Raw genomic sequence first — 23194 nt, 5'->3', positions numbered from 1 at the left:
CCTGAAGATAGAGCCCGCAACGGTCAAAACCACTTAAACATCCGTAATGTGGATGAACTTTTAGTAATGCCGATAAAACCTTAGCCGATATTGAGGCCGCTGAGGAAGCCGGTTAGATCGTCCGTGACGTAGTCGATATGATCGTCCTCGTCGCTGAGCTTTTCCCACCGTTCCATCAGCACCGCGTCCAGGTTGCGCGGCACGAGGAGGATGGTGCGCATGCCGAGCGCCTTCGGCACCTGCAGGTTGCGCGGCAGATCCTCGAACATCGCGGCTTTTTGCGTATCGACCCGATGAAGACTGGCGAACTTGTCGTAGGTCGCGCCTGCCGGCTTCGGCACGTAGTCTGCGGCGACGATGTCGAATATGTCGTCGAAATTGTCGAGAATGCCGAGTGCCCTGGCGGCGGCTTCAGCATGCGGCACGCTGCCATTGGTGAAGATGAACTTGCGGCCGGGAAGCGCCTTGATCGCCTCGCCGAGTTCCGGATGCGGCAACAGCGCCGAATAGTCGATCGCATGCGCCTGCTCGAGAAACCCGTCCGGCTCGATGCCGTGGTTCAGCATCAGGCCCTGCAGCGTCGTACCATGCTCGTGGTAATAGCGTTTCTGCAGGGCTTTCGCTTCCGCCGGCTCGAGCTGCAGCAGTTCCTGCACATAGGCCGTCATGTTCTTGTCGATTTGCGCGAACAGATTGATGTGATGCGGATAAAGCGTGTTGTCGAGATCGAACACCCAGTCGCGGACATGGGCGAAATCGGCGGGGTCGGGCGAGGTCTGCGGCTTTTTTTCCATGGCCGCTTTATGCACCGGCTCGACGGCAAAGAAAACGAAAAAGACGAACGCTTTCGGCCTGAGCCGGCCTTGGCGATCTGCCGGAACGCGTGATACCGCCAGCATATGGAGCTCTGGATCCCCATCACCATCGCCGCTGCCTTTCTGCAGAACCTGCGCTCTGCCCTGCAGAAGCATCTGCAGGGTTCGCTTGGCACGCGGGGTGCTAGCTTCGTGCGCTTCGGCTACGGTTTTCCGATCGCGATCCTCTATGTCCTCTGCCTTCACCATATCGCCGGTTATCCGTTCCCGGCACTGAACTGGACCTTCGCTCTTTGGGCGGTGATCGGCGGCCTGGCGCAGATCTTTGCGACCATGATGCTGGTGCATCTCTTTTCGCTCAGGAATTTTGCGGTCGGGACGGCCTATTCCAAGACCGAGCCGGTGCAGGCCGCCATCTTCGGCTTCATCCTGCTCGGCGAAAAGCTGACGCCGGGCTCAGTCGCGGCGATCATCGTTGGCGTGATCGGCGTGATGACGATCTCGATGGCGCGCATGCCGCTCTCCTGGCGCAACATGCTGGTGGCGCTGACCAGCCGCACCGCCCTGATCGGCATCGCCTCCGGGGCGGTCTTCGGTATTTCGGCCGTCTCCTACCGTAGCGCTTCTCTGTCGCTCGGCGGTCCCGGACCGGTCATGGAGGCCGCGGTGACGCTCGCCTGCGTCACGACGTTCCAGACGGCCTTCATGCTGGTCTGGATGTTCTGGAAGGACAAGCGCGAGATCGTCCAGGTCGTTCTCTCGTGGCGTTCATCCTCTCTCGTCGGCCTGGCAGGCGTCGTCGGCTCGGCCGGCTGGTTCACCGCCATGACCCTGCAGCAGGTGGCCTATGTCCGCGCGCTCGGGCAGATCGAACTCGTCTTCACCTTCATGGCGTCCTATTTCCTCTTCCATGAACGGGTGAACCGCATGGAAGTGTTCGGCTGCCTCTTGATCGTCGGCGGCATCCTCGGGTTGCTCTTTTCCTGATCGACGCCCGAATTGCGGCGGCATCCGTCACCGAAACCGGTTAGGGTATTCCGATCAACGGGAGGATCATTCATGCCACAGAAAGACAAGGCAGCCGCGTTTGCAGCGCTTCACCGGAAGGGCAATCCGGTCATCATCTACAACATCTGGGATGCCGGCACCGCCAAGGCGGTTGCGGAGGCCGGGGCGAAGGCGCTCGGCACCGGAAGCTGGTCGGTCGCCGCAGCGCAAGGCTATGCGGACGGCGAGAACCTGCCGCTCGATGCATTGCTTGCCACGGCGAAATCGATCACCGCAGCGATCGACCTGCCATTGTCGGTGGATTTCGAGGGCGGTTATGCGGAAGACCCGGCCGAACTGGCCGCAAATGTCGCCAGGGTCATCGACGCCGGCGCGATCGGCATCAATTTCGAGGATCAGGTGGTCGGCGGCAGCGGTATCTATCCGGTGGAGCAGCAAGCCGAGCGCATCCGTGCCATCCGGGCCTTGGCAGACACTCGCGATATACCGTTCTTCATCAACGCCCGGACCGACCTCTTCCTGCAGGAAGGCGACCGGACGAGGCATGCAGCACTTCTCGATCAGGCGATCGAACGTGCCGAAGCCTATGCCGAGGCTGGGGGCAACGGGTTTTTCGCACCGGGACTGGCCGATGAGGCGTTGATCGAGGCGCTCTGCAAGGCCTCGCCGCTTCCGGTCAACATCATGATGTTCGGAGGCGTTCCGTCGCCGAAACGCCTCGGTGAGCTCGGGGTTGCCCGGGTCAGTTACGGGCCGGGGCCGTATCGGGCGATGATGGCGAAGCTGAAGGAAGACGCCGCGGCGGTTTTCACCGCCACTGGCTAAGCCTTGAAGCCGTCCGCGATCAGGGAACGATCAGGGTGCCGGCGCCGTGCTCGGTGAAGATTTCGAGCAGCACCGAGTGGGCCGTCTTGCCGTTCAGGATGACGACACCCTGCACGCCAGCCTTGATCGCCTCGATGCAGGTCTCGACCTTGGGGATCATGCCGCCGGAGATCGTGCCGTCCTTGATGAGGGCCAAGGCCTGGGCGACCGTGAGTTCCTTGATCAGCTGCTTGTCCTTGTCCAGAACGCCCGGAACGTCGGTGAGGAAGAGCAGGCGGGTGGCGCTGAGCGCGCCGGCGATGGCGCCCGCGAACGTGTCGGCATTGATGTTGTAGGTCGCGCCGTCGCGGCCTGGGGCGACCGGAGCGATGACCGGGATCATTTCCGATTTGGCGAGCAGGTCGAGCAAGGTGCGGTCGACTTCCACCACTTCACCGACGAAACCGAGGTCGAGGACCCGCTCGATATTGCTGTCCGGATCGATGATGGTCTTCTTGGCCTTTTCGGCAAAGACCATGTTGCCGTCCTTGCCGCAAAGGCCGATCGCCCATTCGCCGGTCTGGTTGATCAGCGCGACGATTTCCTTGTTGATCGAGCCGGCGAGAACCATTTCGACAATCTCGACGGTCTTCTGGTCGGTGACGCGCAGGCCGGCTTCGAATTTGGACTCGATGCCCATCTTCGTCAGCATGGCGCCGATCTGCGGGCCGCCGCCATGCACGACGATCGGGTTGACGCCGGATTGCTTGAGAAGCGCGATATCCGCGGCGAACGCCTTGCCGAGTTCGGTGTCGCCCATGGCGTGGCCGCCGTATTTCACGACGATCGTCTTGTTTTCGTAACGCTGCATATAGGGCAGCGCCTGTGCCAGAAGCTTGGCCTGAAGTTCGCTTTCGGAAGCCGTCATCGGATACCCCTGAATAATAAGTGGGGCCTTTTAGCGCATGTTTCTGACAGAGGAAATAATCAGTCCGCGAGATTGTCGTCCAATCGACGTGCCGGCGTCGGATAAATGGTGGCCGTATTCCGGTAAATAGCTCTCGCAGGAAGGCCCAGACATTGCAGCAGGCCGACGGCGCAACAGATATAGGTAAATAAAAACAGCAGCTTGAAAAATTAACGGCGGTTTCGTCGTCGGCGTTGAAACTCTTCTTCTCCGCCTTCCGTCTCTTGTGATGTCTCCGCCGATGTCGGGACGCCATGCCTTGGGAGGCGCGCATCCGCGCCGGGGCAATTAGTTTCGTTGAGAGGAAGCCATCATGTCCAAGACCGCATTCCGCACGCTCGCTGTCGCCACCGTTCTGTCAGCCACCGCCGCCGTGACCGTTTTTGCCGCCAATCCGAAGGTCGGCGGCGCGGCGATGTACGAAGACAAGAACATCGTCGAAAATGCCGTGAACTCCAAGGACCACACGACGCTCGTCGCGGCCGTCAAGGCTGCCGGCCTGGTGGAGACGCTCCAGGGCAAGGGTCCGTTCACGGTTTTTGCGCCGACCAACGAAGCCTTCGCTGCTCTGCCCAAGGGCACGGTCGAAACGCTGCTGAAGCCGGAAAACAAGGCTCAGCTCACCAAGGTGCTGACCTGCCACGTGGTCGCGGTCAGCGCCATGTCTACGGCTATCGAGAAGATGATCAAGGACGACAAGGGCACCCATGACGTCAAGACCGTCGGCGGCTGCATCCTGAAAGCCAAGGAAAGCATGGGCAAGATCACGCTCACCGACGAAACGGGCGGCGTGTCGAATGTCACGATCGCCGACGTCAAGCAGTCGAACGGCGTCATCCACGTGGTCGACAAGGTTCTGCTGCCGAAAATGTAAAAGCCGGTCACACCCGTTTGGGGCTTTTGCATCAGGATCCGGTCGCCTCTCAGGGGGCGGCCGGATTTGCCGTTTTTAGTAGGGCGTCAGAGCGCCCGGCCGACGGTTTCGGCGATCGCCTGACGCAGTTCCTCGATCCCCTTGCCTTTTTCGGACGAGGTGGAGAGCACGAACGGGAAGGCCGCCGGGTGCATGCGGATCTTTTCCTGCGTCTCGGCCAGCAGCTTCACCACGGCCGGTTCCTTGATCTTGTCGGTCTTGGTCAGCACGATCTGGTAGGAGACAGCGGCCTTGTCGAGGAGGTCCAGGACTTCGTCGTCGTTCTTCTTGATGCCGTGGCGGCTGTCGATCAGCACATAGACGCGCTTCAGCGTCGCGCGGCCGCGCAGATAGTCGAAGACGAGCCTGGTCCAGGCATCGACGGTTTCCTTCGGCGCCTTGGCATAACCGTAGCCCGGCATGTCGACCAGCGCCATCGGCGGCAGGTCGGTACCTGCGCCCGAATAGCCATCCGGCACGAAATAGTTGAGTTCCTGAGTACGGCCGGGCGTATTGGAGGTGCGCGCCAATCCCTTCTGGCCGACGATCGCGTTGATCAGCGACGACTTGCCGACGTTTGAGCGACCGGCAAAGGCGACTTCGAGCGGGCCTTCCGGTGGCAGGAACTTCATCGAGGGCACGCCGCGGATGAAAATCCAGGGGCGGCCGAAAAGCGGCTTGTCGTCCGTGCTCATGTCTGCGGGCATCGGTTCTGGTCGTCCTGTTCTGTCGAAGGGCACGGCTTCAAGGTTTTGGCCGGCAATGTCAAGCTTTCGGGCTTCCCAGCCCTATTCCAAAAGAAAAACCCCGGACCAGCCGGGGTTCCTCATCGGTGTGTTGGGGGATGCTATTTTGTCGGCGCTTCTTTTCGTCGGAAGAAGCCCTTCAGATTGTCAAAGAGTTCGATCTTGGCGCCATGACGCTTCATGATGATCGCCTGCTGCGTCACCGACAGGGTGTTGTTCCAGGCCCAGTAGATGACGAGACCGGCCGGGAAGGACGCCAGCATGAAGGTGAACACCAGCGGCATCCAGGTGAAGATCATCGCCTGGGTCGGATCCGGCGGCGTCGGGTTCATGCGCATCTGCACGAACATTGTGACGCCCATCACCAGCGGCCAGACGCCGATCATCAGCGCGCTCGGCACGTCGAAGGGCAGCAGGCCGAAGAGGTTGAAGAGCGACGTCGGGTCGGGAGCCGAGAGATCCTGGATCCAGCCGAAGAACGGCGCGTGCCGCATTTCGATGGTGACGTAGATGACCTTGTAGAGCGCGAAGAAGACCGGGATCTGCAACAGCACCGGCCAGCAGCCGGCGATCGGATTGATCTTTTCTTCCTTGTAGAGCGCCATCATCGCCTGCTGCAGGCCCATCCGATCGTCGCCGAACTTGGCCTTCAGCTCTTCCATCTTCGGCTGCATGCGCTTCATGTTGGCCATGGAAGCGTATTGCTTGCTCGCGAGCGGGAAGAACAGCGCCTTGACGACGATGGTGGTGAGCAGGATCGCAACGCCGAAATTACCCACGTGACGGAAGAAGAAGTCCATCAGCTGGAACATCGGCTTGGTGATGAAGTAGAACCATCCCCAGTCGATCAGGCGGTTGAACTGCGGAATGCCGAACTCCGTCTCGTAGCGCGAGATCAAGGGTACTTCCTTGGCTCCGGCGAAGACGAGGTTCTTGAGTTCGGTGGATTGACCCGGCTGAACCGTCAGGTCGTCGCCCTTGTAGTCCGCCTGATAGCTCGCCTGAGCACCGGCGAAATGCGAGAAACGTGCAACATAGGGCAGCGTCTGCGGCGGCACGATCGTGGCAGCCCAGTACTTGTCGGTGATGCCCATCCAGCCGGTCGTGGATTTCTCGTTGGTGAACTGCTCTTTTTCAATATTGGAGTAGGTGTGTTCGTCGAGGCTGCCGCTCTCGCCCATCACGCCGATGAAGCCTTCGTGGATGACCCAGACGGACGGCGTCGCCGGCTTGTTGTTACGCAGCACGCGGCCATAGGGCGTCAGCGTCACCGGGGCGGCGGTCTTGTTGTCGACCTTGTCTGCGACGGTCAGCATGTAGTGATCGTCGATCGAAATCGTGCGCGTGAAGGTCACGCCCTTCTCGTTGGTGAAGGTCAGCGTCACCGGCGTCTGCTGGGTCAGCTTGTCGCCGCTTGCGAGCGTCCATTGCGTGCCGGTGCCGGGGGCGGCGTCGATCGATTCATTGGGGATATAGCCGATTTCCGTGAAATAGCCGTCGGTCGTATCGGACGGCGAAAACAGCGTGATGATCGGGCTCTTGTCGTCGACGGTCTCGTGATATTCGCGCAGCTTCAGGTCGTCGAAACGGGCGCCGGTCAGATTGATGGAGCCGATCAGGGCCGGCGTTTCGATTTGCACGCGCCGCGACCGTGCGAGCGCCTGGTCGCGGGAGAGCGCGGCAGCTGCCGGGTTGGCGCCGGGTAGATTGCCCAGTATGCCACCACTCTGAGCGCCGGGGCTCTCCGGGGAAACAGGCTGAGCGCTTTCGCCCTGAAGCGCACGGCTGGCTTCTTCGGCACGCTGCTGGGCTTCCATCCTCGGGTTCATATAGAGGAACTGCCAGGCAAGAACGATCAGCACCGAGAGCGCGATCGCGATGAAGTAATTGCGGTTCTTTTCCATCATGCTTTCCTGGAACGGGTCTCCTCGGACCGCTTTGGTCTCGGCTTGCTTTCGATACGCTCGATAAGCTGGGCCGTCATATCCGCAAAGGGAGCCTTAAGCACCTCCCGCCGCGCGACAATCACATAGTCGTGTCCGTTCTTCATTGCAAATCCGGCAGATTGCCTCACCGCCTCGCGGAGACGGCGGCGCATGCGGTTGCGTTCGACCGCGTTGCCATGTTTTTTGGTAACGGTGAAACCGACGCGCGGCGCTTCGTCCGGCTGGTTTCGATCAAGGACTTCCAGAAGGAAGTTCCGGCCCCGGCGGGCTTCGCCTGCCCGGACAGCAAGGAACTGCGGCCGGCTTTTAAGCCGCCCGACAGTTTTCTCGTTCTTTGTCTCAGTCGTCATCGCCCGGTCGTCTCGGGCATCTCAGGCCTTAGGCCGAGAGACGCTTGCGGCCACGGGCGCGACGTGCGGAGAGAACCAGACGACCACCTTTGGTGGCCATACGGGTACGGAATCCGTGGCGGCGCTTGCGAACAAGCTTAGACGGTTGATAGGTACGCTTCATTTATTTTAATACCGCGGTGTGCGGCCCTTCTTGGAGTTTGCCGTCATCACGACGGCAAGAGCGCTTCGGAAAAACGATCTGCGCAAGCGGCTGCATGCGTGCAAGCCCGCCGGAGCTGAACGTGGGCGGCTTATAAGAGGACTCCGCCGCAAAAGTCAATCGCTGCCGGGATTTTTGGGCCTTTAGGCCGAGAGCTGGCCGATCTTGATCTGTCCCGCCTGCCGGGCGACGTCGCAGGTGCCGCTCCACTAATATTTCCCCATGAATTTAGGGGTGAGAAATAGTAGGTAAGGGCCATCTTCCCTGTCAAACGTCAAATATCTCAACCGAGGCGCGCGCCCGTGAAAACCATGCCCGCCGGGGCTGCGCAAACACTTTTTCTCTAAGCGTTTCTTTAATTTCTAAAGGCTAATTTTAGCAGTTGAATGGAAGAGAATTGGGTTACGGGCCTGCCTTCCGCGCATGACAAGTCCCGTCTGGAAGGGAAAGAAATGAAAATTCGAGGGAAAATCAACCTCCTCGTCGGCCTCATGAGCCTCGTCGCCTGCTTTATCGGCGGCATGGCTCTGTTTGCCATGGCCGAATATCGCCAGATGATGGTTCAATATGAATTGGCCGCAGACCGGGCGCACAAGGGCGAACACCTGAACCGGCTCGTCACCGCCGTCGTGATGGAATCCCGCGGCGTCTACATGTCGAAGGATACCAAGGAGGCTGCAAAATTCGCCGATGGCATCCTCGTGTATCTCGATGAGATGGGCAAGCTTCTCAAGGAATGGGACAAGATTGTCCCGGCCGACGAGCGCGCCGTATTCGATAAGCTGCTTGCCCGTTCCAAGGAGTTCAACGGCTTCCGGACCGAGACCGCCCGCCTGGGTCGGGAAGTGAGCCCGGCTGCCGCCAACGAGCAGGGTAACAACGACGGCAACCGCAGCAACCGCAAGGCCTATCAGGTCGAGATCGATGCTATCGTCGGCACCGACAAGGCCGTCCTCGCCGCGGTCAATGAAGAGCTCAACAGCTTCACGCGGACCCTTTTTATTCTTGTCTCCGCAGTAACCCTTGCAGGCGTTGCCGCAGGTGCTGGTTTCGGCCTCTATCTGGGGCGCCGCCAGCTCAGCCATCCGATCACGGCTCTGACCAAAGCGATGAAACATATCGCCGACGGCAAATTTGATACGGTGGTCCACGGGGCCGACCGCGCCGACGAGATTGGCGACATGGCCGCCGCGATCGAGATCTTCCGCAGGAACGGCATCGAGGTCGCGCGCATGAATGCTTCCGAATCGACCATGCGTGGCAAGAACGACGACCTCCAGGCGCGTATGGCCACCGTCGTCGCCGCCGCCGCCGAGGGGGATTTTACCCGCCGCATCGACAAGCAATGGGGCGAGGAGAGCCTCGACCGCTTCGCTCGTGACGTCGACATGCTCGTCGCGAGCGTCGATGCCGGTGTGTCGGAAACCCGGCGCGTCGTCAAAAGCCTTGCCGAAGGCGACCTTACCGACAGCATGCGGGGCAACTTCAAGGGCGCCTTCGCCGAGCTGCAGCACAATGTCAACGGGACCATGGATACGCTGCGCGGCACGATGCGGAATGTCCGTACCGCCACCGGCTCTATCAACGGTAGCGCCGCCGAGCTGAGCCGGGCGACCAATGATCTGTCCCGCCGCACCGAACAGCAGGCTGCCGCGCTGGAAGAAACGTCCGCTGCGCTGGAAGAGATCACCGCCGTCGTCAAGACGTCGACCGAACGCGCCCATGAGGCAACCGTCATGGTCAGCGAGGCCAAGCAGAGCGCGGTCCAATCGGGCGAGGTGGTGCGGAGCGCCGTCGACGCGATGGGCCGGATAGAGCAGGCCTCCCGCGAGATCGCCCAGATCACCAATGTCATCGACGAAATCGCCTTCCAGACCAATCTTCTGGCGCTCAATGCCGGCGTCGAGGCCGCCCGTGCAGGCGAAGCCGGCAAGGGTTTTGCCGTCGTCGCTCAGGAGGTCCGCGAACTCGCCCAGCGCTCGGCAAGTGCCGCAAAGGGCATCAAGGCGTTGATCAGCAAGTCCGGCGAGGAAGTGGCCGGAGGCGTGATGCTGGTCCAGAAGACCGGCGAGGCATTGTCGGAAATCGAAAGCCGCGTGTTGCGCATCAACGACCATATCCATTCGATCGCCGTCGCTTCCCGCGAGCAGGCGACGGGGCTTGCCGAGGTCAATACCGCCGTCAACCAGATGGACCAGGTGACGCAGCAGAATGCCGCCATGGTCGAGGAGACGTCCGCGGCGACGCAGACATTGTCTTCCGAGGCCGACAGCCTGTTTGCACTTGTCTCCAATTTCGACATCGGCCAGGAGGGCGAGCGCGCCGCCGAGCCGGTCAGGACCACGCGGCCGGTTGCGGCTCCCGTGCGGCCGGTTACGGCAGCTGCTGTCCATCGGCCGCGCGTTTCTCCGGTAAAGGCAATGACGGGGGCACTCTCGCGGGCTTTCGGCGGAGCGGCCGTCGCAACGGCTGCGGTTGCCGGAGAATGGGAAGAATTCTGATCCAAGTTCGCACATCAGCCGAATAAGAAAGCGGAGAGGGGCAACCCTCTCCGCTTTCTCTTTTGCACTGCGGCAAAGGGGACTGGTAAAAAACCGCCGAACCTCTAAAATAAGCGATCATCCGTAGGCTCGCATCAATCCGGCGGGCCGGGTATTCGGAAATGGAGATCCGCATGGACGACGAGGTTCATACCTCGGGGCGCTCGGGGTCCTCGCCGGTAGGCGTAGGTCCGGAAACCATGCCGCGTCTTTTCCGCGGCCTTTCCGGCAGGCTTCTCTGGCTTACCGTCATTTTCGTGATGATGGCCGAAGTGCTGATCTTCGTCCCCTCCGTCGCCACCATGCGGATGAACTGGCTGCGCGATCGGCTGGATACCGCCGCCGCCGCCGGCATCGTCATCGACGGGCTGCAACCTGCCGAGCTTCCCCGCGCCGTGCAGGACGATACGCTGCTTGCGACCGGCACCAAGGTGATCGCCCTGCGCAAGGACGGCACCTCGCGGCTGCTGGCTGCAACGGACACGCAGCCGCAGATCGACGAAGTGTTCGATCTTGCCAATGTCCCGATAGCATCGTCGATGCGTGACGCACTCGACACGCTCATCTTTGGCGGCGGCCGCGTGATGCGCGTTTATGGCCCGATCGGCGACAGCGACATGGTCATCGAACTGGTCATGACCGACGACGCATTGCGCAAGGACATGCTGAAATATTCGAAGACGATGTTTCTCCTGTCGCTGCTGATCTCCCTGATTACCGCCGTACTGATCTTCCTCGCCATCAACCGGATGATGATCATGCCGATCCGGCGGCTCACCCATAGCATGCAGTTTTTCTCGGAGCAGCCGGACGACCCCGCCCGCGTCTTTAGCGCCGATCGTTCCCGGGGCGAACTTGCGGTCGCCGGCCGGCACCTCACAGCCATGCAGGCGCAATTGCAGCGAACGCTGAAGCAGCAGAAGAACCTGGTCGATCTTGGCCTCGCCGTTTCGAAGATCAACCACGACATGCGCAACATCCTCGCGTCGGCGCAGCTGATGTCGGACCGCTTGACGGACGTCGACGATCCGATGGTGAGGAGTTTCGCGCCGAAACTGTTGCGCACGATCGACCGGGCGGTAGGTTACACGAACGAGGTGCTGGCTTACGGTCAGGCCTCCGAGGCAGCGCCCCGCCGCCGCCGCATCCGCTTTGCAGCGCTCGCCCAGGAAGTGCGCGACATGCTGGCGATCGATCCGGAGATCGGCATCGAGTTCCTGGATCAGATCGCCGCCGATCTCGAAGTGGATTGCGACAGCGAGCAGATTTTCCGTGTCATCCACAATCTCTGCCGAAATGCCGTCCAGGCGCTGCTGAATTTCGATCCGCAGGATACGTCTATCGTTCGTCGGGTCACGGTCTCCGCACACCGGGTGGGCAGCGTCGTCAGCATCACCATCGACGACACCGGCCCCGGCATGCCGCGAAAGGCCCGCGAGAACCTGTTCTCCGCTTTCCGCGGCTCGGCGCGGTCGGGCGGCACCGGCCTCGGCCTGGTCATCGCCCGTGAGCTTGTCCTGGCCCACGGCGGCACCATCGCACTTGTCGAGAAACCAGGCCCCGGCACGCAGTTTAGGATAGAAATTCCCGACCGTCCGGTCTCTCTGGAGGACTACCGGGTTCGGGCTTGACGCAAATAAATGTTGCTTCTCAACGGTTTGAGCGAGAAGTGACAGCAAAATGACGTTGCCTTCGGTAAAATCGCTTGCAATCGGAATGCGGACGTTTTAGAGGATCGCCACGCAAGCGGTGACGCACTGCTTGCAGACGCACCCGTAGCTCAGCTGGATAGAGCACCAGACTACGAATCTGGGGGTCAGGAGTTCGAATCTCTTCGGGTGCGCCATTTTCCTAGACGACGCCATTGGCGTCACTCTCCATCGTCTAGGTGTCCTGAAGGACAATCTTCCTCAAAATCTTGATTTGGCGACCGTGTAGCTGATTTCGATTGGAGTCGCGGAAACCTCTCAGCCGGCGGAGCCGATCCTGCCGAGCGCCTGCCGCAGCCTCGGTGCGGCAAAATCCAGAAAGCTGCGCATCTTGAGCGGCATCTGGCCACGCGCGGCGTGAACGAGATGAACGGGAGCGGGCTCCGGCTCGAAGGATTCCAGGATGATCCGGAGCGCTCCGGCTTTGATTGCTTCCGCCGCCTGGTAATGGAGCAGCCGCGTGACCCCGACATTGTTTATCGCCGCCTCCGCAGCGGCCTCGGCGGTCGAGACGGAAAGGCGCGACGCAACCGCAGTCGCACTCAATCCCGCCGGCAGCATTTGCCGAATTGACGATGGAGCCGGCCCTTCGAACGTCACCCACGGCATTCTTCGAAGATCCTCCGGTATCTGCGGAACACCATGAGCCGTGAGCAGGGCGGGACTGGCGCAGGTCACCATCCGCATCGATCCGACCCGCGTCGCAACCATCGTGCTGTCCGGCAGCTGGCCGATTCTCACTGCCATATCGACGTGATCGTCGACGAGGTGGATGTTGCGGTCCGCCAGCTGCAAGCGGATGTTGATCTCGGGAAACAGGGCCAGGAAATCGATGACGATGGGCAGGACATGGAGCCGGCCGAACATGATCGGCGCTGTGATGACCAATTCACCCTTTGGCGTTGTGAACTCACCGGCGGCCTCCCGTTCCGCATCCTCGACCTGTTCGAGAATGCGTCGGGCCGCCGCTATATAGGTGGCGCCGGCATCGGTCAGGGTGAGTTTGCGGGTCGTGCGGATCAGCAGGCGCGTGCCGAGCGATGCCTCGAGCTCCGAGATTTTCCGGCTGAGCGTCGGCACCGGCACCCGGAGCGCCCGACCCGCGGCAGACAGGCTACCCTTGTCCACCACCTCCAGCAGCATCGACATGGCTTCGAAGCGATCCATCCATCTTTCCATTTTTTGACAAGATGAGTTCCAGCAATACTATATTATGCTGGATTATGGAAAAGGCTATGCATCCTCTTCAACGGCGCCGATAGCGGCTCTGCCGGAAAGGAGCTCCTTCATGCCCTATGGCTTTCTGGACATCGCCATCACACCGAGCGTTCGGGCCGCACAGAAGGCTATGGGTGCCGATCACATCTGGCAGAATTTCGCTGGTGATCGTGACTTCGATCGCCTGACGGAAAATGAAGCGGCTTTCATCGCCGACCGGGACAGCTTCTACATGGCGACGGTCTCGGAGACGGGTTGGCCTTATGTCCAGCACCGCGGCGGCCCGCGCGGCTTCCTGAAGGTGATCGACGACCGGACATTGGCCTTCGCGGATTATCGCGGCAATCGCCAGTATATCAGCACCGGCAATGTCGCGGCGAACGACAGGGCATGCCTCTTCCTGATGGATTACGCCCGTCGTGCCCGGCTGAAGATCTATGTGCGTGTCGAGGAGGTGGCGCTGGATGCGGATCCCACCCTGGCTGCACTTGTCATCGATCCGGAGTACCGCGCGAAGCTCGAACGGATTTTCCGGCTGCGGCTCGAGAGCTTCGACTGGAACTGTCCGCAACACATCACCCCCCGCTTCACCGAGGAACAAGTCGGCGAGGCGGTCCGCCCTCTTCGGGACCGACTAGCCGAGCTCGAATCCGAAAACGCAGAATTGCGCGCCCGCCTTGCCATCCATGGAGATACCCAATGAGCGATCAACGTCCGCCCCTGCCGCCGTTCACGCCGGAAACGGCGGTCGAGAAAGTCCGCCTTGCGGAGGATGGCTGGAACAGCCGGGATCCGGCGCGCGTGGCGCTCGCCTACACGGTCGATAGCCACTGGCGCAACCGGGCCGAATTCGTCGAGGGGCGTGAGGCGATCGTCGGCTTCCTCACTCGCAAATGGCAGCGCGAGTTGGACTACCGCCTCGTCAAGGAGCTTTGGAGTTTCCGGGAGAACCGCATCGCGGTCCGCTTTGCCTATGAGTGGCACGACGACGGCGGCAACTGGTTCCGCTCCTACGGCAACGAGAATTGGGAGTTTGACGAACATGGCCTGATGCGCCGACGGCTCGCCTCCATCAACGACGCGCCCATCCGCGCGGCGGAGCGGCGTTTCCATTGGCCGCTCGGCCGGAGGCCCGACGATCATCCAAGCCTCAGCGCCCTCGGTTTTTGACCTGTAAGGGGCATTGGTAGGAAATCCACACGCGTTCAATTTCGGGCAAGTTATCAAAACAGCGAGCGCGGTTTCTATTGATCCGCGCCGCTGGCTGTGCCATCCGCTTCGTATGATAACTTTCTCATAAGGCGAAAATGAATCGCGAGAGCGTGGGCGCGGTGCGTTCCGAAGAGTTGAACAAACCCGGCCGGCTGGCAGGGTTTCTGGCTGGCGGCCTTTGGCCCGCGGCGCTTTTTCTGGGTGCTTATTTCCTGCTGAGCATCGCTGTCCGCTTGATGCTGCCCAACGCACTGACGCTGGACGAGGCCGAGCAGGCGCTGTTTTCACAATACTGGCTTGCCGGCTACGGGCCGCAGCCGCCTTTCTACAACTGGGTTCAGAATGCCTTTGTCAGCGTAATCGGCATCTCGCTGTTTTCGCTGACCTTGCCGAAATTCCTGATGCTGCTGTTGTGCTACGTATTCTTCGGCATGGCGGCGCGTGAGATCGATGCCCGACCCGCCTTTGCGGCGATGGCGATGCTGAGCCTGCTCACCTTGCCGCAGCTTTCCTACATGCCGCAGCAGGATCTGACGCACACCGTCGCGGTGCTGATGGCGACGTCGCTGTTCCTCTACGGGCTCTTCCGAACCCTTGTCCGGGCGGATTGGCAGGGCTACCTGATCGTTGGGGTCGCGATCGGCATCGGCATGATCTCGAAATACAATTTCGGGCTGCTGCCTGCCTCCGCCCTCATTGCCGTATTCTGCGACAGGGAATGGCGTGCCCGTCTTCTTGATCCGCGCATCCTGCTGACCGCGATCGTCGGTCTGGTAATCGTCCTCCCGCACGCCCTCTGGCTTCGCGGCAATCTCGATCTCGCGACATCAGGCACGATCGGCAAGATGGTCGAGGCCAACGCACCGCATGGCATTGTCCGTGTTGTACGGGCACTCGGCTCGCTGATGCTTGCCTGCATCGCGTTCGGCGCACTGACGGTCGCCATCTTCGCGATAGCCTTCAAAAAGGACTTCAGGCGATCGCTGACCGCTGGCGACCGCTGGACGCGCCTGCTGGGCCTGATGATGGCAGTAGGCCTGCTGGGTGTCGTATTGGTGATCCTTTTCACGGGCACGACCAAGATCAGCGAGCGCTGGCTGGATCCCTATCTGCTGCCTCTGCCACTCTATCTCCTGCTGAAGCTGGAACGAGCGGGCATCGATACCACGCTCCATCTCAAGCGCCTCGTCCCCGTCTTCATCGTCATCATGGCTGTGACATCGGTCCCGCTGGCGGGCAAGACTTTCACGGGTGGGCTCACCGGCGCCTATACCCGGATCAACTATCCGCTTGCCTCTGTCGCGGAAGCGCTGAAAGCGGAAGGCCGGCCGGCGGTGATCGTTGCAGCCGGCATGCATCTTGCCGGCAACATGCGGCTACAGTTTCCCGATGTGCCGGTCGTCAATTCCGAGCAGCCGATCGCCGGCTTCCCGGCTCAAAACGCCATGAAGGGACCGGTTCTGGCGATCTGGGCCGATGGCGCGCGCGCGACGGGTTCGCCGCCGATCGATCTTTCCTCCGTCGCTACGCTCCGATTGACCGCATCGCCTGCCAAATCTCTCTCGCTACCCTATTATTACGGCGACGGCAGAATGCAGCTCAACCTCGGTTATCTCTGGCTTCGCTGAAGACGGTAGGCAAACCGGCGAGGCTGATATATCTGTTCGGGGAAGCCTGCTCGAGGCGGATAAAGACCCAAGGAGATTCCGATGGCTGAGACGGAAAAGGTCGCGCTGATTACCGGGGGCGGGCGTGGCATGGGTGAGGCGATCGCCCGCGAACTGCACGCCGAGGGTTACAAGCTCGCGCTGATGTCGCCCTCGGAAAGCTGCGAGAAGCTGGCAGCCGAACTCGGTGGCGTGGCCTCGCGGGGTGTCGCGGAAAAGGCCGAGGACATTCAGGCGATTTTCGACCTCACCATGAAGACCTACGGCCGCATCGACGCCGTGGTCAATCATACCGGCCATCCGCCGAAGGGCGACCTGCTCGACATCAGCGACGAGGACTGGACGCTCGGTTCGGACATGATGATCCTGTCGCTGGTGCGCATGGCGCGCCTGGTGACGCCGGTCATGCTGAAACAGGGCAAGGGCGCCTTCGTCAACATCACCACCTTCGCCGCCTACGAGCCCTCGCTCGTCTTCCCGGTTTCCTGCACTTACCGTGCAGCTGCGGGTGCCTTCACAAAGCTCTACTCGGATCGCTATGCGGCCGACAATATCCGCATGAACTGCATCCTGCCGGGGTTCATCGACAGTCTCGATCACAAGCCCGGAACGGCGGAAAAGGTACCGATGAAGCGTGTCGGCCAGGTAGAAGAAATAGCGAAGACCGCCTCTTTCCTCCTGTCGGACGGCGCAGGCTACATCACCGGCCAGAACATCCGCGTCGATGGCGGCGCCACCCGTCACGTCTGATCGGAGTATTCGAGATGAGATGGAAGCGCACGATCCAGCTGCTGGACGTTCATTGCGAGGGTGAGATCGGCAAGGTCGCGATCGGCGGCGTGCCGAAGATCCCGGGCGAAACGGTTGCCGCCCAGCTTCACTGGCTGAACACCGATCCGAAGGGCAACGAGCTTCGCCGCTTCCTCTGCCTCGAGCCGCGCGGAGCGCCGATCGGCTCGGTCAACCTGCTGCTGCCGCCGAAACATCCCGATGCGGACGCCGCCTTCATCATCCTGCAGCCGGACCAGGCGCATGCGAGTTCCGGTTCGAACTCGATCTGCGTCACGACAGCGCTTCTGGAATCCGGCATCGTCGAAATGCAGGAGCCTGAAACCGTCGTTGTTCTGGAAACCGCGGCCGGTCTCGTGCGCGCGACCGCCACCTGCCGCGATGGACGTTGCGAAAAGGTGAAGCTCACCATGGTGCCGTCTTTCGTGCATCAGCTTGATGTCAGGGTTCAGACCCCGTCATGGGGCGAGATCACGCTCGACCTTTGTTATGGCGGGATCTTTTACGGGCTGGTGGATGTCGGCCAGATCGGTCTGACCATCGAGAAGGGCAATGCGGCAGCACTCGTCCAGGCCGGCATGGTGCTGAAGGACCTCATCAACAGGCAGATCGACGTCGTCCACCCGGAAATTCCGGCGATCTCCGGCGTCGCTTACGTGATGTTCCGGGATACGGAAGCCGACGGCACGGTGCGGACCTGCACGACGATGTGGCCGGGCAGGGCAGATCGTTCTCCCTGCGGCACCGGCAATTCCGCCAATCTGGCAGCGCTCCATGCGCGCGGCAAGGTCAAGATGGGGGACGTCTTCAAGTCGCGCTCGATCATCGGTTCTGAGTTCGAGGTGGGACTGGCGTCCGAAACGGAGGTCGCAGGAAAGCCGGCGATCGTTCCGACGATCACCGGCCGCGGTTTCACCTTCGGTCTGCATCAGATTGCCCTTGATCCGTTCGACCCGCTGTCGGACGGATTTGCGATGACCGACGTGTGGGGGCCATCCGCTGGGGAAATCTGAGTTTCAGATTTTCTTGCCGTTGCCGGCCGACTGTTCCATGTCGCCCGGCTTCAGCACTAGCGAATTGACGCCTTCGGTCGTCGCCGGGTCGCTCGGACCCGGGACAATGCCCAGTTCCTGCATCTGCATGAATTTATAAGCGCCGAAGACGTCGCCTTTTTCGGCAGCTTTTCCGTACATTTCGGCAGCCTTGAGAGCATTGGCCTCGATGCCTTCGCCAGCCTCGTACATCAGTCCGAGATTGATCATCGCGTCGGTATTGCCGCGCTGGGCCGCAAGGTCGTACCAGGCAATCGCTGTCTGGTCGTCCTGCTCCACGAGTTGGCCTTCGTCATAGATCGCGCCGATATTGAAGGCAGCCGTGTCGTCGCCTTCCGCCGCCGCCTTTTCGAACCAGGTAAGCGCCCGCTTGACATCCGGCTGGGTGCCGAGGCCATCGCGATAGGCGACGCCGAGATTGTAGGCGGCCAGCACGTTGCCGCCATTGGCAGCCTCGGTATAGAGCTGGAACTCCGACTGTTCATCGCCGAGCCGGCCCATCAGCATGCCGAAATTCACCTTGGCGGCGGCATATCCCGCCTGGACTGCAACATCGTAGGCGTTCATCGCCTGGTCGGCCTGCTGGGTGTTGTTGAGAGCCCGGCCGAGCTGATAGGCGAAACGCGGGTTGCCGGTTGCGTCATAGGCCATGCGGCAGGCGTTTACCGCGGTGCCGTCGATATCCGAAATGCCGACTGGCGCAAACTTTCCGTTGCGCTGCTGATCGTAGGGGCTGCCGGCCAGCCGGTCACATTCCGTCTGCACCGCAGAGGTGAGCTGCAGTTTGGCGCGTTCCTCGGCGCCCAGTGAAGCCGTCAGGGCGCAGAGCGCGACGGCGGTACCTGTGGCAATTGCAAAACCCCTGTTGACTTTCGAGAGGCGGGATTTCATCTTGCGCTCCGATTTAACTGATCATTCAGATTGCTTAACGAACGCCGGAGGCAGGCACCGGTTCCGTGTGCCTTTCAGGTTTCGTGCGCGAGAAGCCTTTGCATCCCGCACATTCGCGTGAGAAGTAACCTGGATCTCGCCTGCTGGATTGCAGGTTCCTCGCATCATCGGATTGTTTTGTCCGAACCATTGATGTTATGGCGGACTGATCGACCACGTCCGGAAGTTCTTCCATGAAAACGCTCACGCTCCGCCGCCCTGACGACTGGCACCTGCACCTTCGCGACGGCGACGTCCTGCAAGCGGTGATCGGCGATACGAGCCGGCATTTCGCCCGCGCAATCATCATGCCCAACCTGGTGCCGCCGGTGGTAACGACCTCGGATGCCAGGGCCTATCGCGAGCGCATTCTCGCCGCCCTTCCGGCAGGCGATCGCTTCGAGCCGCTGATGACGCTTTACCTGACGGAGAATACCGACCCGGACGATGTGGAAGAGGGCAAGAGGAGCGGCCTGATCTCGGCCGTCAAGCTTTATCCCGCCGGGGCCACGACCAATTCCCATGGCGGCGTGCGCGACTTCAACAAGGCGATGCCGGTTCTGGAACGCATGGCGAAGATCGGCCTGCCGCTCTGCGTGCATGGCGAGGTGACCACCCCGGAAGTGGACATCTTCGATCGTGAAGCCGTCTTCATCGAAACGGTGCTCGATCCGCTGCGCCAGCGCCTGCCGGAACTGAAAGTTACGATGGAGCACGTGACGACCGCCGACGGCATCGATTACATCAAGTCGTCGAAGGGCAATCTCGCCGGTTCGATCACCACCCACCACCTGATCATCAATCGCAACGCCATCCTGGTCGGCGGCATCCGCCCCCATTATTACTGCCTGCCGGTCGCCAAGCGCGAGAACCATCGCTTGGCGCTCAGGGCTGCGGCGACATCCGGTGATGCGCGCTTCTTCCTCGGCACCGATTCCGCACCCCATGTCGACCCGCTGAAGGAATGCGGCTGCGGCTGCGCCGGCATCTATACGTCGGTCAACACCATGAGCTGCCTTGCGCATGTGTTCGAGGACGACAATGCGCTCGACAAGCTGGAGGCTTTCACCTCGCTCAACGGCCCTGCCTGGTACGGGCTGAAGCCGAACGAAGAAACGATCACGCTCGAAAAGCGCGACGAGCCGGTGAAGTTTCCAGCCAAGCGCGACAGCGGCGCCGGACCGATCACGGTCTTCGATCCGATGTTCCCGCTTCATTGGCAAGTGATTGATTAGTAAATTCTAATGGTCGTCGACTGATGGAATTTGGATCGATCCGGTAACCTTTTGGATAGAATCCGGGCTTAGCTTGGCGCCCAAGATTTTCCGGCGGGGATGTACCCGAAGAGAAAGCTAGGCATGATGCTCGACTACCATTCTCTTCTGCTCGCGCTGGGCGTCTCAGCGGCGTGCCTGATGGTGACGCTGTTCGGCACATGGTATTCGCGTCGCACCGATTCCTTCCTTCTCACCCTCGTCATCGCGCTCTGCCTCACGGTTTCGGGCATTTTCGCCTATAGTTCCTATACCGTTGAGGCCGACGTCATGGGTGCCTCGATCGCCTACACGTTCCTGATGGCGGGGTTCGGCACGATCTATGCGGCATCGGTGCAGTTCCGCAGCGGGACGCGGCCCTGGGTCATGGCCGGTGCCATTACTGCCGCTTCCGTGACTTTCGGCCTGCCGTTGATGATCACCGGCCTCGACGGCCTAGGGTTCATCGTCATGAACCTTGCCACGGCGGGGCTGCTCCTCGAAACCGCCAGGCAATATTGGCGCGCACGCCGGGAGGCGCCGGGACCGCTCATCGGAATGGCGGTGCTCTACGCCGCCACTGCGGTGTCTTTCGCGCTATGTGCTGTCGTCCTGATCGACGGGCAACAATGGGTGCTGGGCCACGCGCCCGACAACTGGGCCGAAAACCTCAATATCGCTGTCTGCATCGCTGGCATGACCGGTATCGGTGCACTGTCGCTGGCGCTGCATCAGTGGCGCATGGCGGCCCACCATCGCCACGAGGCGATCACCGATGCGCTGACGGGGCTTCTCAACCGCCGTGCTCTCTTCGAGCAGCATGGCCATCGCGCTCTCGGTCCGTCGACCGCCGTCGTCGTTTTCGATATCGATCGGTTCAAGGCCATCAACGACCAGCACGGCCATGCTGCCGGCGATGAAGTGCTGAGGCTTTTTGCCGACGATCTCAGAAGCGGCACTAAAATTCGCAATACCGTGGCTCGGCTCGGCGGCGAGGAGTTCGTGATGATCCTCGTCAATGCCCTTCCCGGACGGGCCGAACGGATCGCCAATGACATCTCCCGTCGCTTCGCCGCTCGCGAGATCATCATCGGCGACGCGGTGCTCAAGTGCACGGTCAGCGCCGGTGTCGCGGTCGGTGCCCCGACCGGGCAACCTTTCGAAACCGTGCTCGGTCTCGCCGATAATGCGCTCTACGAAGCAAAGCGGGCCGGCCGCGACCGCGTGCATGTCGCAGGCTATCTTCGCCCGGTGGACTTGAACGAGACGCGTACCACCGCCTGACGCCCTCCTTATTTTTCGCATCGTCTGGCATACTCTGCCGCATGCTGCTATTGCGGCGCGTGGTTTTGACAAAAGGAGCGGGCGCATGATTCAAACCACATTTCCGGACCGCGGCGTAATGGCCGAACTGATGGCGAAGATGCTCTGGGAGATCGGAGCGGTCCATTTCAGCGCCGACAAGCCCTATAAATTTGCCTCCGGCCTGATGAGCCCGGTCTATATCGACTGCCGCAAGCTGATTTCCTATCCGCGCATCCGCTCGGCGATCATGGATTTCGCGGCCGCGACGGTCATGCGCGACGCCGGTTTCGAGAAGTTCGACTGCGTTGCCGGCGGCGAGACCGCAGGCATTCCCTTCGCGGCTTTCCTCGCCGAACGTTTGGGCCTGCCGATGATCTACGTTCGCAAGGCGCCGAAGGGCCACGGGCGCAATGCCCAGATCGAGGGCCATCTGCCGGAAGGCGCGCGCGTGCTGGTCATCGAGGACCTGACGACCGCCGGCGGCAGCATGTTCAAGTTCATCGATGCGATCCGGGCCGCCGGCGCTACCGTCGATCACGGCATCGCGCTCTTCTTCTACGATATCTTCCCGGAAGCCCACGAACGTTTCTCGAGCGGCCAGGTGAAGCTTCATCACATCGCCACCTGGCGTAACGTCCTGGCGGCGGCCAGGGAAGGCAAGCTTTTCGACGACAACACGCTCTCGGAAGTCGAGGCCTTTCTCGACGCGCCGCTGGCCTGGTCGGGACGCAATGGTGGCGTCAGCGAGATCGCGCTCTGAATTTTTGCTCTGGCCTTTTGGCAAAAGCTCGCTTAATCGATTGAAAAACTGCTGAGAAAGCGCGCGGGAGGATTTTTATGATTTTGTGCTGCGGCGAAGCCCTGATCGATATGCTTCCGCGTGACACCACGCTCGGTGAAAAAGGCTTTGCGCCTTACGCCGGCGGTGCGATCTTCAACACCGCGATTGCGCTCGGGCGGCTTGGCCAGCCGACCGCGTTTTTCACCGGCATTTCCGACGATCTGATGGGTGACGTCCTGCGGGACACGCTGGCAAAGAGCGGCGTGGACTACAGCCTTGCGGCTGTATCTTCCCGCCCGACCACGATTGCCTTCGTGAAACTCGTCAATGGCCAGGCGACCTATGCTTTCTACGATGAAGGCACTGCCGGCCGGATGATCACCGAGGCCGACCTGCCGGTGCTTGGCGATGACTGTGAGGCCATGCATTTCGGCGCGATCAGCCTGATCCCCGAACCCTGCGGCGGAACTTACGAGGCGTTGATGGCCCGCGAGTACCGCAAGCGGGTGATCTCCTTCGATCCGAACATCCGCCCCGGCTTCATCAAGGACAAACCGAAGCACATGGACCGCGTCCGCCGGATGGCGGCCATGTCCGACATCATCAAGTTTTCCGATGAGGACCTCGACTGGTTCGGCATGCAGGGCGACCACGACATGCTGGCTGCGCACTGGCTGGACCAGGGCGCCAAGCTGGTGGTCCTCACCCGCGGCGCGGATGGGGCGACCGGCTACACCAAAAACTTCAAGGTTTCGGTGCCGAGCGAGCGCGTCACGGTGGTCGATACGGTCGGCGCCGGCGATACTTTCGATGCGGGCATTCTAGCCTCGCTGAAGATGCAGGACCTGCTGACCAAGGAAAAGGTCGCGCGTCTGACCGAGGATGCCGTGAGCAAGGCTCTGGCTCTTGGCGCAAAGGCCGCTGCCGTCACGGTGTCGCGGGCGGGCGCCAACCCGCCGTTTGCCCATGAGATCGGTCTCTGAGGCC

Annotated in this window: 22 protein-coding genes and 1 tRNA gene; 15 read left to right on the top strand and 8 right to left on the bottom strand. The window is 61.3% G+C overall.

Annotated elements, in window-relative coordinates:
* Positions 1 to 80: 80 nt before the first annotated feature.
* The gene (locus C5J26_RS24635) at positions 81 to 794 is read right to left on the bottom strand and encodes a pyrimidine 5'-nucleotidase (protein WP_105404245.1); all 714 of its coding nucleotides are present in this window, start codon (positions 792 to 794) and stop codon (positions 81 to 83) included.
* A gap of 105 nt (positions 795 to 899) precedes the next feature.
* Between C5J26_RS24635 and C5J26_RS24630 the strand changes: the two genes are divergently transcribed.
* Both C5J26_RS24630 and C5J26_RS24625 read left to right on the top strand, forming a co-directional pair.
* Positions 900 to 1802: a DMT family transporter gene (locus C5J26_RS24630; protein WP_105404171.1), complete on the top strand. Its 903-nt coding sequence runs from the start codon at positions 900 to 902 to the stop codon at positions 1800 to 1802.
* Positions 1803 to 1874: 72 nt separating this feature from the next.
* A complete protein-coding gene (locus C5J26_RS24625) occupies positions 1875 to 2648 on the top strand; it encodes an isocitrate lyase/phosphoenolpyruvate mutase family protein (protein WP_105404170.1) in 774 nt (257 codons plus the stop codon).
* Between the two features lie 19 nt (positions 2649 to 2667).
* On the opposite strand, the gene argB is transcribed toward C5J26_RS24625, so the two are convergent.
* Positions 2668 to 3555 carry an acetylglutamate kinase gene (gene argB, locus C5J26_RS24620; RefSeq protein WP_046630503.1) on the bottom strand — a complete coding sequence of 296 codons (888 nt, stop codon included), beginning with the start codon at positions 3553 to 3555 and terminating at the stop codon, positions 2668 to 2670.
* A 352-nt stretch (positions 3556 to 3907) separates the two neighbouring features.
* Between argB and C5J26_RS24615 the strand changes: the two genes are divergently transcribed.
* Complete coding sequence (locus tag C5J26_RS24615) at positions 3908 to 4468, top strand: fasciclin domain-containing protein (RefSeq protein ID WP_105404169.1); 561 nt, start codon at positions 3908 to 3910, stop codon at positions 4466 to 4468.
* A gap of 86 nt (positions 4469 to 4554) precedes the next feature.
* On the opposite strand, the gene yihA is transcribed toward C5J26_RS24615, so the two are convergent.
* The 4 genes from yihA to rpmH all read right to left on the bottom strand — a co-directional run bounded on the left by yihA (position 4555) and on the right by rpmH (position 7712).
* Positions 4555 to 5202 (bottom strand): ribosome biogenesis GTP-binding protein YihA/YsxC, encoded by a 648-nt coding sequence (gene yihA, locus C5J26_RS24610; protein ID WP_046664938.1) that lies wholly within the window; start codon positions 5200 to 5202, stop codon positions 4555 to 4557.
* Between the two features lie 152 nt (positions 5203 to 5354).
* Positions 5355 to 7157 (bottom strand): membrane protein insertase YidC, encoded by a 1803-nt coding sequence (gene yidC / locus C5J26_RS24605; RefSeq protein WP_105404168.1) that lies wholly within the window; start codon positions 7155 to 7157, stop codon positions 5355 to 5357.
* Complete coding sequence (gene rnpA / locus C5J26_RS24600; RefSeq protein ID WP_046664847.1) at positions 7157 to 7549, bottom strand: ribonuclease P protein component; 393 nt, start codon at positions 7547 to 7549, stop codon at positions 7157 to 7159. The genes yidC and rnpA overlap by 1 nt, the downstream gene beginning before the upstream one ends.
* A 28-nt stretch (positions 7550 to 7577) precedes the next feature.
* Positions 7578 to 7712 (bottom strand): 50S ribosomal protein L34, encoded by a 135-nt coding sequence (gene rpmH, locus C5J26_RS24595; RefSeq protein WP_080719113.1) that lies wholly within the window; start codon positions 7710 to 7712, stop codon positions 7578 to 7580.
* A 491-nt stretch (positions 7713 to 8203) separates the two neighbouring features.
* On the opposite strand from rpmH, the gene C5J26_RS24590 reads away from it, so the two are divergent.
* From C5J26_RS24590 to C5J26_RS24580, 3 genes are all read left to right on the top strand, one after another.
* Positions 8204 to 10252 carry a methyl-accepting chemotaxis protein gene (locus C5J26_RS24590; RefSeq protein WP_105404167.1) on the top strand — a complete coding sequence of 683 codons (2049 nt, stop codon included), beginning with the start codon at positions 8204 to 8206 and terminating at the stop codon, positions 10250 to 10252.
* 239 nt (positions 10253 to 10491) lie between these two features.
* On the top strand, positions 10492 to 11922 hold the full coding sequence (locus C5J26_RS24585) for a HAMP domain-containing sensor histidine kinase (protein WP_172724251.1): 1431 nt from the start codon (positions 10492 to 10494) through the stop codon (positions 11920 to 11922).
* Positions 11923 to 12060: 138 nt separating this feature from the next.
* A tRNA-Arg gene (locus C5J26_RS24580) sits at positions 12061 to 12137 on the top strand.
* Between the two features lie 121 nt (positions 12138 to 12258).
* Here the strand turns inward: C5J26_RS24580 and C5J26_RS24575 are convergent.
* On the bottom strand, positions 12259 to 13167 hold the full coding sequence (locus C5J26_RS24575) for a LysR family transcriptional regulator (protein WP_105404165.1): 909 nt from the start codon (positions 13165 to 13167) through the stop codon (positions 12259 to 12261).
* A gap of 121 nt (positions 13168 to 13288) precedes the next feature.
* Here C5J26_RS24575 and C5J26_RS24570 point away from each other — a divergent pair, with 121 nt between their 5' ends.
* The 5 genes from C5J26_RS24570 (at position 13289) to C5J26_RS24550 (ending at position 17899) form a co-directional block, all read left to right on the top strand.
* On the top strand, positions 13289 to 13921 hold the full coding sequence (locus C5J26_RS24570; RefSeq protein WP_105404244.1) for a pyridoxamine 5'-phosphate oxidase family protein: 633 nt from the start codon (positions 13289 to 13291) through the stop codon (positions 13919 to 13921).
* Positions 13918 to 14388, top strand: a complete 471-nt coding sequence (locus C5J26_RS24565; RefSeq protein WP_105404164.1) for a nuclear transport factor 2 family protein — start codon at positions 13918 to 13920, stop codon at positions 14386 to 14388. Before C5J26_RS24570 ends, C5J26_RS24565 begins: the two co-directional genes overlap by 4 nt.
* Positions 14389 to 14525: 137 nt before the next feature.
* Complete coding sequence (locus C5J26_RS24560) at positions 14526 to 16058, top strand: glycosyltransferase family 39 protein (protein ID WP_245441264.1); 1533 nt, start codon at positions 14526 to 14528, stop codon at positions 16056 to 16058.
* A gap of 81 nt (positions 16059 to 16139) precedes the next feature.
* Positions 16140 to 16847, top strand: a complete 708-nt coding sequence (locus C5J26_RS24555; protein WP_105404163.1) for an SDR family oxidoreductase — start codon at positions 16140 to 16142, stop codon at positions 16845 to 16847.
* A 14-nt stretch (positions 16848 to 16861) separates the two neighbouring features.
* A complete protein-coding gene (locus tag C5J26_RS24550) occupies positions 16862 to 17899 on the top strand; it encodes a 4-hydroxyproline epimerase (protein ID WP_105404162.1) in 1038 nt (345 codons plus the stop codon).
* 3 nt (positions 17900 to 17902) lie between these two features.
* Here the strand turns inward: C5J26_RS24550 and C5J26_RS24545 are convergent, their stop codons facing one another.
* Positions 17903 to 18829, bottom strand: a complete 927-nt coding sequence (locus tag C5J26_RS24545; protein WP_105404161.1) for a tetratricopeptide repeat protein — start codon at positions 18827 to 18829, stop codon at positions 17903 to 17905.
* A gap of 233 nt (positions 18830 to 19062) precedes the next feature.
* On the opposite strand from C5J26_RS24545, the gene pyrC reads away from it, so the two are divergent.
* From pyrC to C5J26_RS24525, 4 genes are all read left to right on the top strand, one after another.
* Positions 19063 to 20103 carry a dihydroorotase gene (pyrC, locus tag C5J26_RS24540; RefSeq protein WP_105404160.1) on the top strand — a complete coding sequence of 347 codons (1041 nt, stop codon included), beginning with the start codon at positions 19063 to 19065 and terminating at the stop codon, positions 20101 to 20103.
* A 123-nt stretch (positions 20104 to 20226) separates the two neighbouring features.
* On the top strand, positions 20227 to 21405 hold the full coding sequence (locus C5J26_RS24535) for a GGDEF domain-containing protein (RefSeq protein ID WP_105404159.1): 1179 nt from the start codon (positions 20227 to 20229) through the stop codon (positions 21403 to 21405).
* A gap of 85 nt (positions 21406 to 21490) precedes the next feature.
* Positions 21491 to 22186, top strand: a complete 696-nt coding sequence (locus C5J26_RS24530) for an orotate phosphoribosyltransferase (protein ID WP_105404158.1) — start codon at positions 21491 to 21493, stop codon at positions 22184 to 22186.
* Between the two features lie 77 nt (positions 22187 to 22263).
* Complete coding sequence (locus C5J26_RS24525; RefSeq protein ID WP_105404157.1) at positions 22264 to 23190, top strand: carbohydrate kinase; 927 nt, start codon at positions 22264 to 22266, stop codon at positions 23188 to 23190.
* Positions 23191 to 23194: the final 4 nt, after the last annotated feature.

This window comes from Neorhizobium sp. T7_12, assembly GCF_002968535.1.
Classification (GTDB): Bacteria; Pseudomonadota; Alphaproteobacteria; order Rhizobiales; family Rhizobiaceae; genus Neorhizobium; species Neorhizobium tomejilense.
Note: the sequence above shows the minus strand (reverse complement) of the source record. Positions and strands in the feature narration are given on the sequence as shown.

Bases quoted from the DNA above. Each gene is read 5' to 3' on its own strand.
- C5J26_RS24635 (WP_105404245.1), bottom strand. From the start codon at position 794: ATGGAAAAAAAGCCGCAGACCTCGCCCGACCCCGCCGATTTCGCCCAT.
- C5J26_RS24630 (WP_105404171.1), top strand. From the start codon at position 900: ATGGAGCTCTGGATCCCCATCACCATCGCCGCTGCCTTTCTGCAGAAC.
- C5J26_RS24625 (WP_105404170.1), top strand. From the start codon at position 1,875: ATGCCACAGAAAGACAAGGCAGCCGCGTTTGCAGCGCTTCACCGGAAG.
- argB (WP_046630503.1), bottom strand. From the start codon at position 3,555: ATGACGGCTTCCGAAAGCGAACTTCAGGCCAAGCTTCTGGCACAGGCG.
- C5J26_RS24615 (WP_105404169.1), top strand. From the start codon at position 3,908: ATGTCCAAGACCGCATTCCGCACGCTCGCTGTCGCCACCGTTCTGTCA.
- yihA (WP_046664938.1), bottom strand. From the start codon at position 5,202: ATGAGCACGGACGACAAGCCGCTTTTCGGCCGCCCCTGGATTTTCATC.
- yidC (WP_105404168.1), bottom strand. From the start codon at position 7,157: ATGGAAAAGAACCGCAATTACTTCATCGCGATCGCGCTCTCGGTGCTG.
- rnpA (WP_046664847.1), bottom strand. From the start codon at position 7,549: ATGACGACTGAGACAAAGAACGAGAAAACTGTCGGGCGGCTTAAAAGC.
- rpmH (WP_080719113.1), bottom strand. From the start codon at position 7,712: ATGAAGCGTACCTATCAACCGTCTAAGCTTGTTCGCAAGCGCCGCCAC.
- C5J26_RS24590 (WP_105404167.1), top strand. From the start codon at position 8,204: ATGAAAATTCGAGGGAAAATCAACCTCCTCGTCGGCCTCATGAGCCTC.
- C5J26_RS24585 (WP_172724251.1), top strand. From the start codon at position 10,492: ATGCCGCGTCTTTTCCGCGGCCTTTCCGGCAGGCTTCTCTGGCTTACC.
- C5J26_RS24575 (WP_105404165.1), bottom strand. From the start codon at position 13,167: ATGGATCGCTTCGAAGCCATGTCGATGCTGCTGGAGGTGGTGGACAAG.
- C5J26_RS24570 (WP_105404244.1), top strand. From the start codon at position 13,289: ATGCCCTATGGCTTTCTGGACATCGCCATCACACCGAGCGTTCGGGCC.
- C5J26_RS24565 (WP_105404164.1), top strand. From the start codon at position 13,918: ATGAGCGATCAACGTCCGCCCCTGCCGCCGTTCACGCCGGAAACGGCG.
- C5J26_RS24560 (WP_245441264.1), top strand. From the start codon at position 14,526: ATGAATCGCGAGAGCGTGGGCGCGGTGCGTTCCGAAGAGTTGAACAAA.
- C5J26_RS24555 (WP_105404163.1), top strand. From the start codon at position 16,140: ATGGCTGAGACGGAAAAGGTCGCGCTGATTACCGGGGGCGGGCGTGGC.
- C5J26_RS24550 (WP_105404162.1), top strand. From the start codon at position 16,862: ATGAGATGGAAGCGCACGATCCAGCTGCTGGACGTTCATTGCGAGGGT.
- C5J26_RS24545 (WP_105404161.1), bottom strand. From the start codon at position 18,829: ATGAAATCCCGCCTCTCGAAAGTCAACAGGGGTTTTGCAATTGCCACA.
- pyrC (WP_105404160.1), top strand. From the start codon at position 19,063: ATGAAAACGCTCACGCTCCGCCGCCCTGACGACTGGCACCTGCACCTT.
- C5J26_RS24535 (WP_105404159.1), top strand. From the start codon at position 20,227: ATGATGCTCGACTACCATTCTCTTCTGCTCGCGCTGGGCGTCTCAGCG.
- C5J26_RS24530 (WP_105404158.1), top strand. From the start codon at position 21,491: ATGATTCAAACCACATTTCCGGACCGCGGCGTAATGGCCGAACTGATG.
- C5J26_RS24525 (WP_105404157.1), top strand. From the start codon at position 22,264: ATGATTTTGTGCTGCGGCGAAGCCCTGATCGATATGCTTCCGCGTGAC.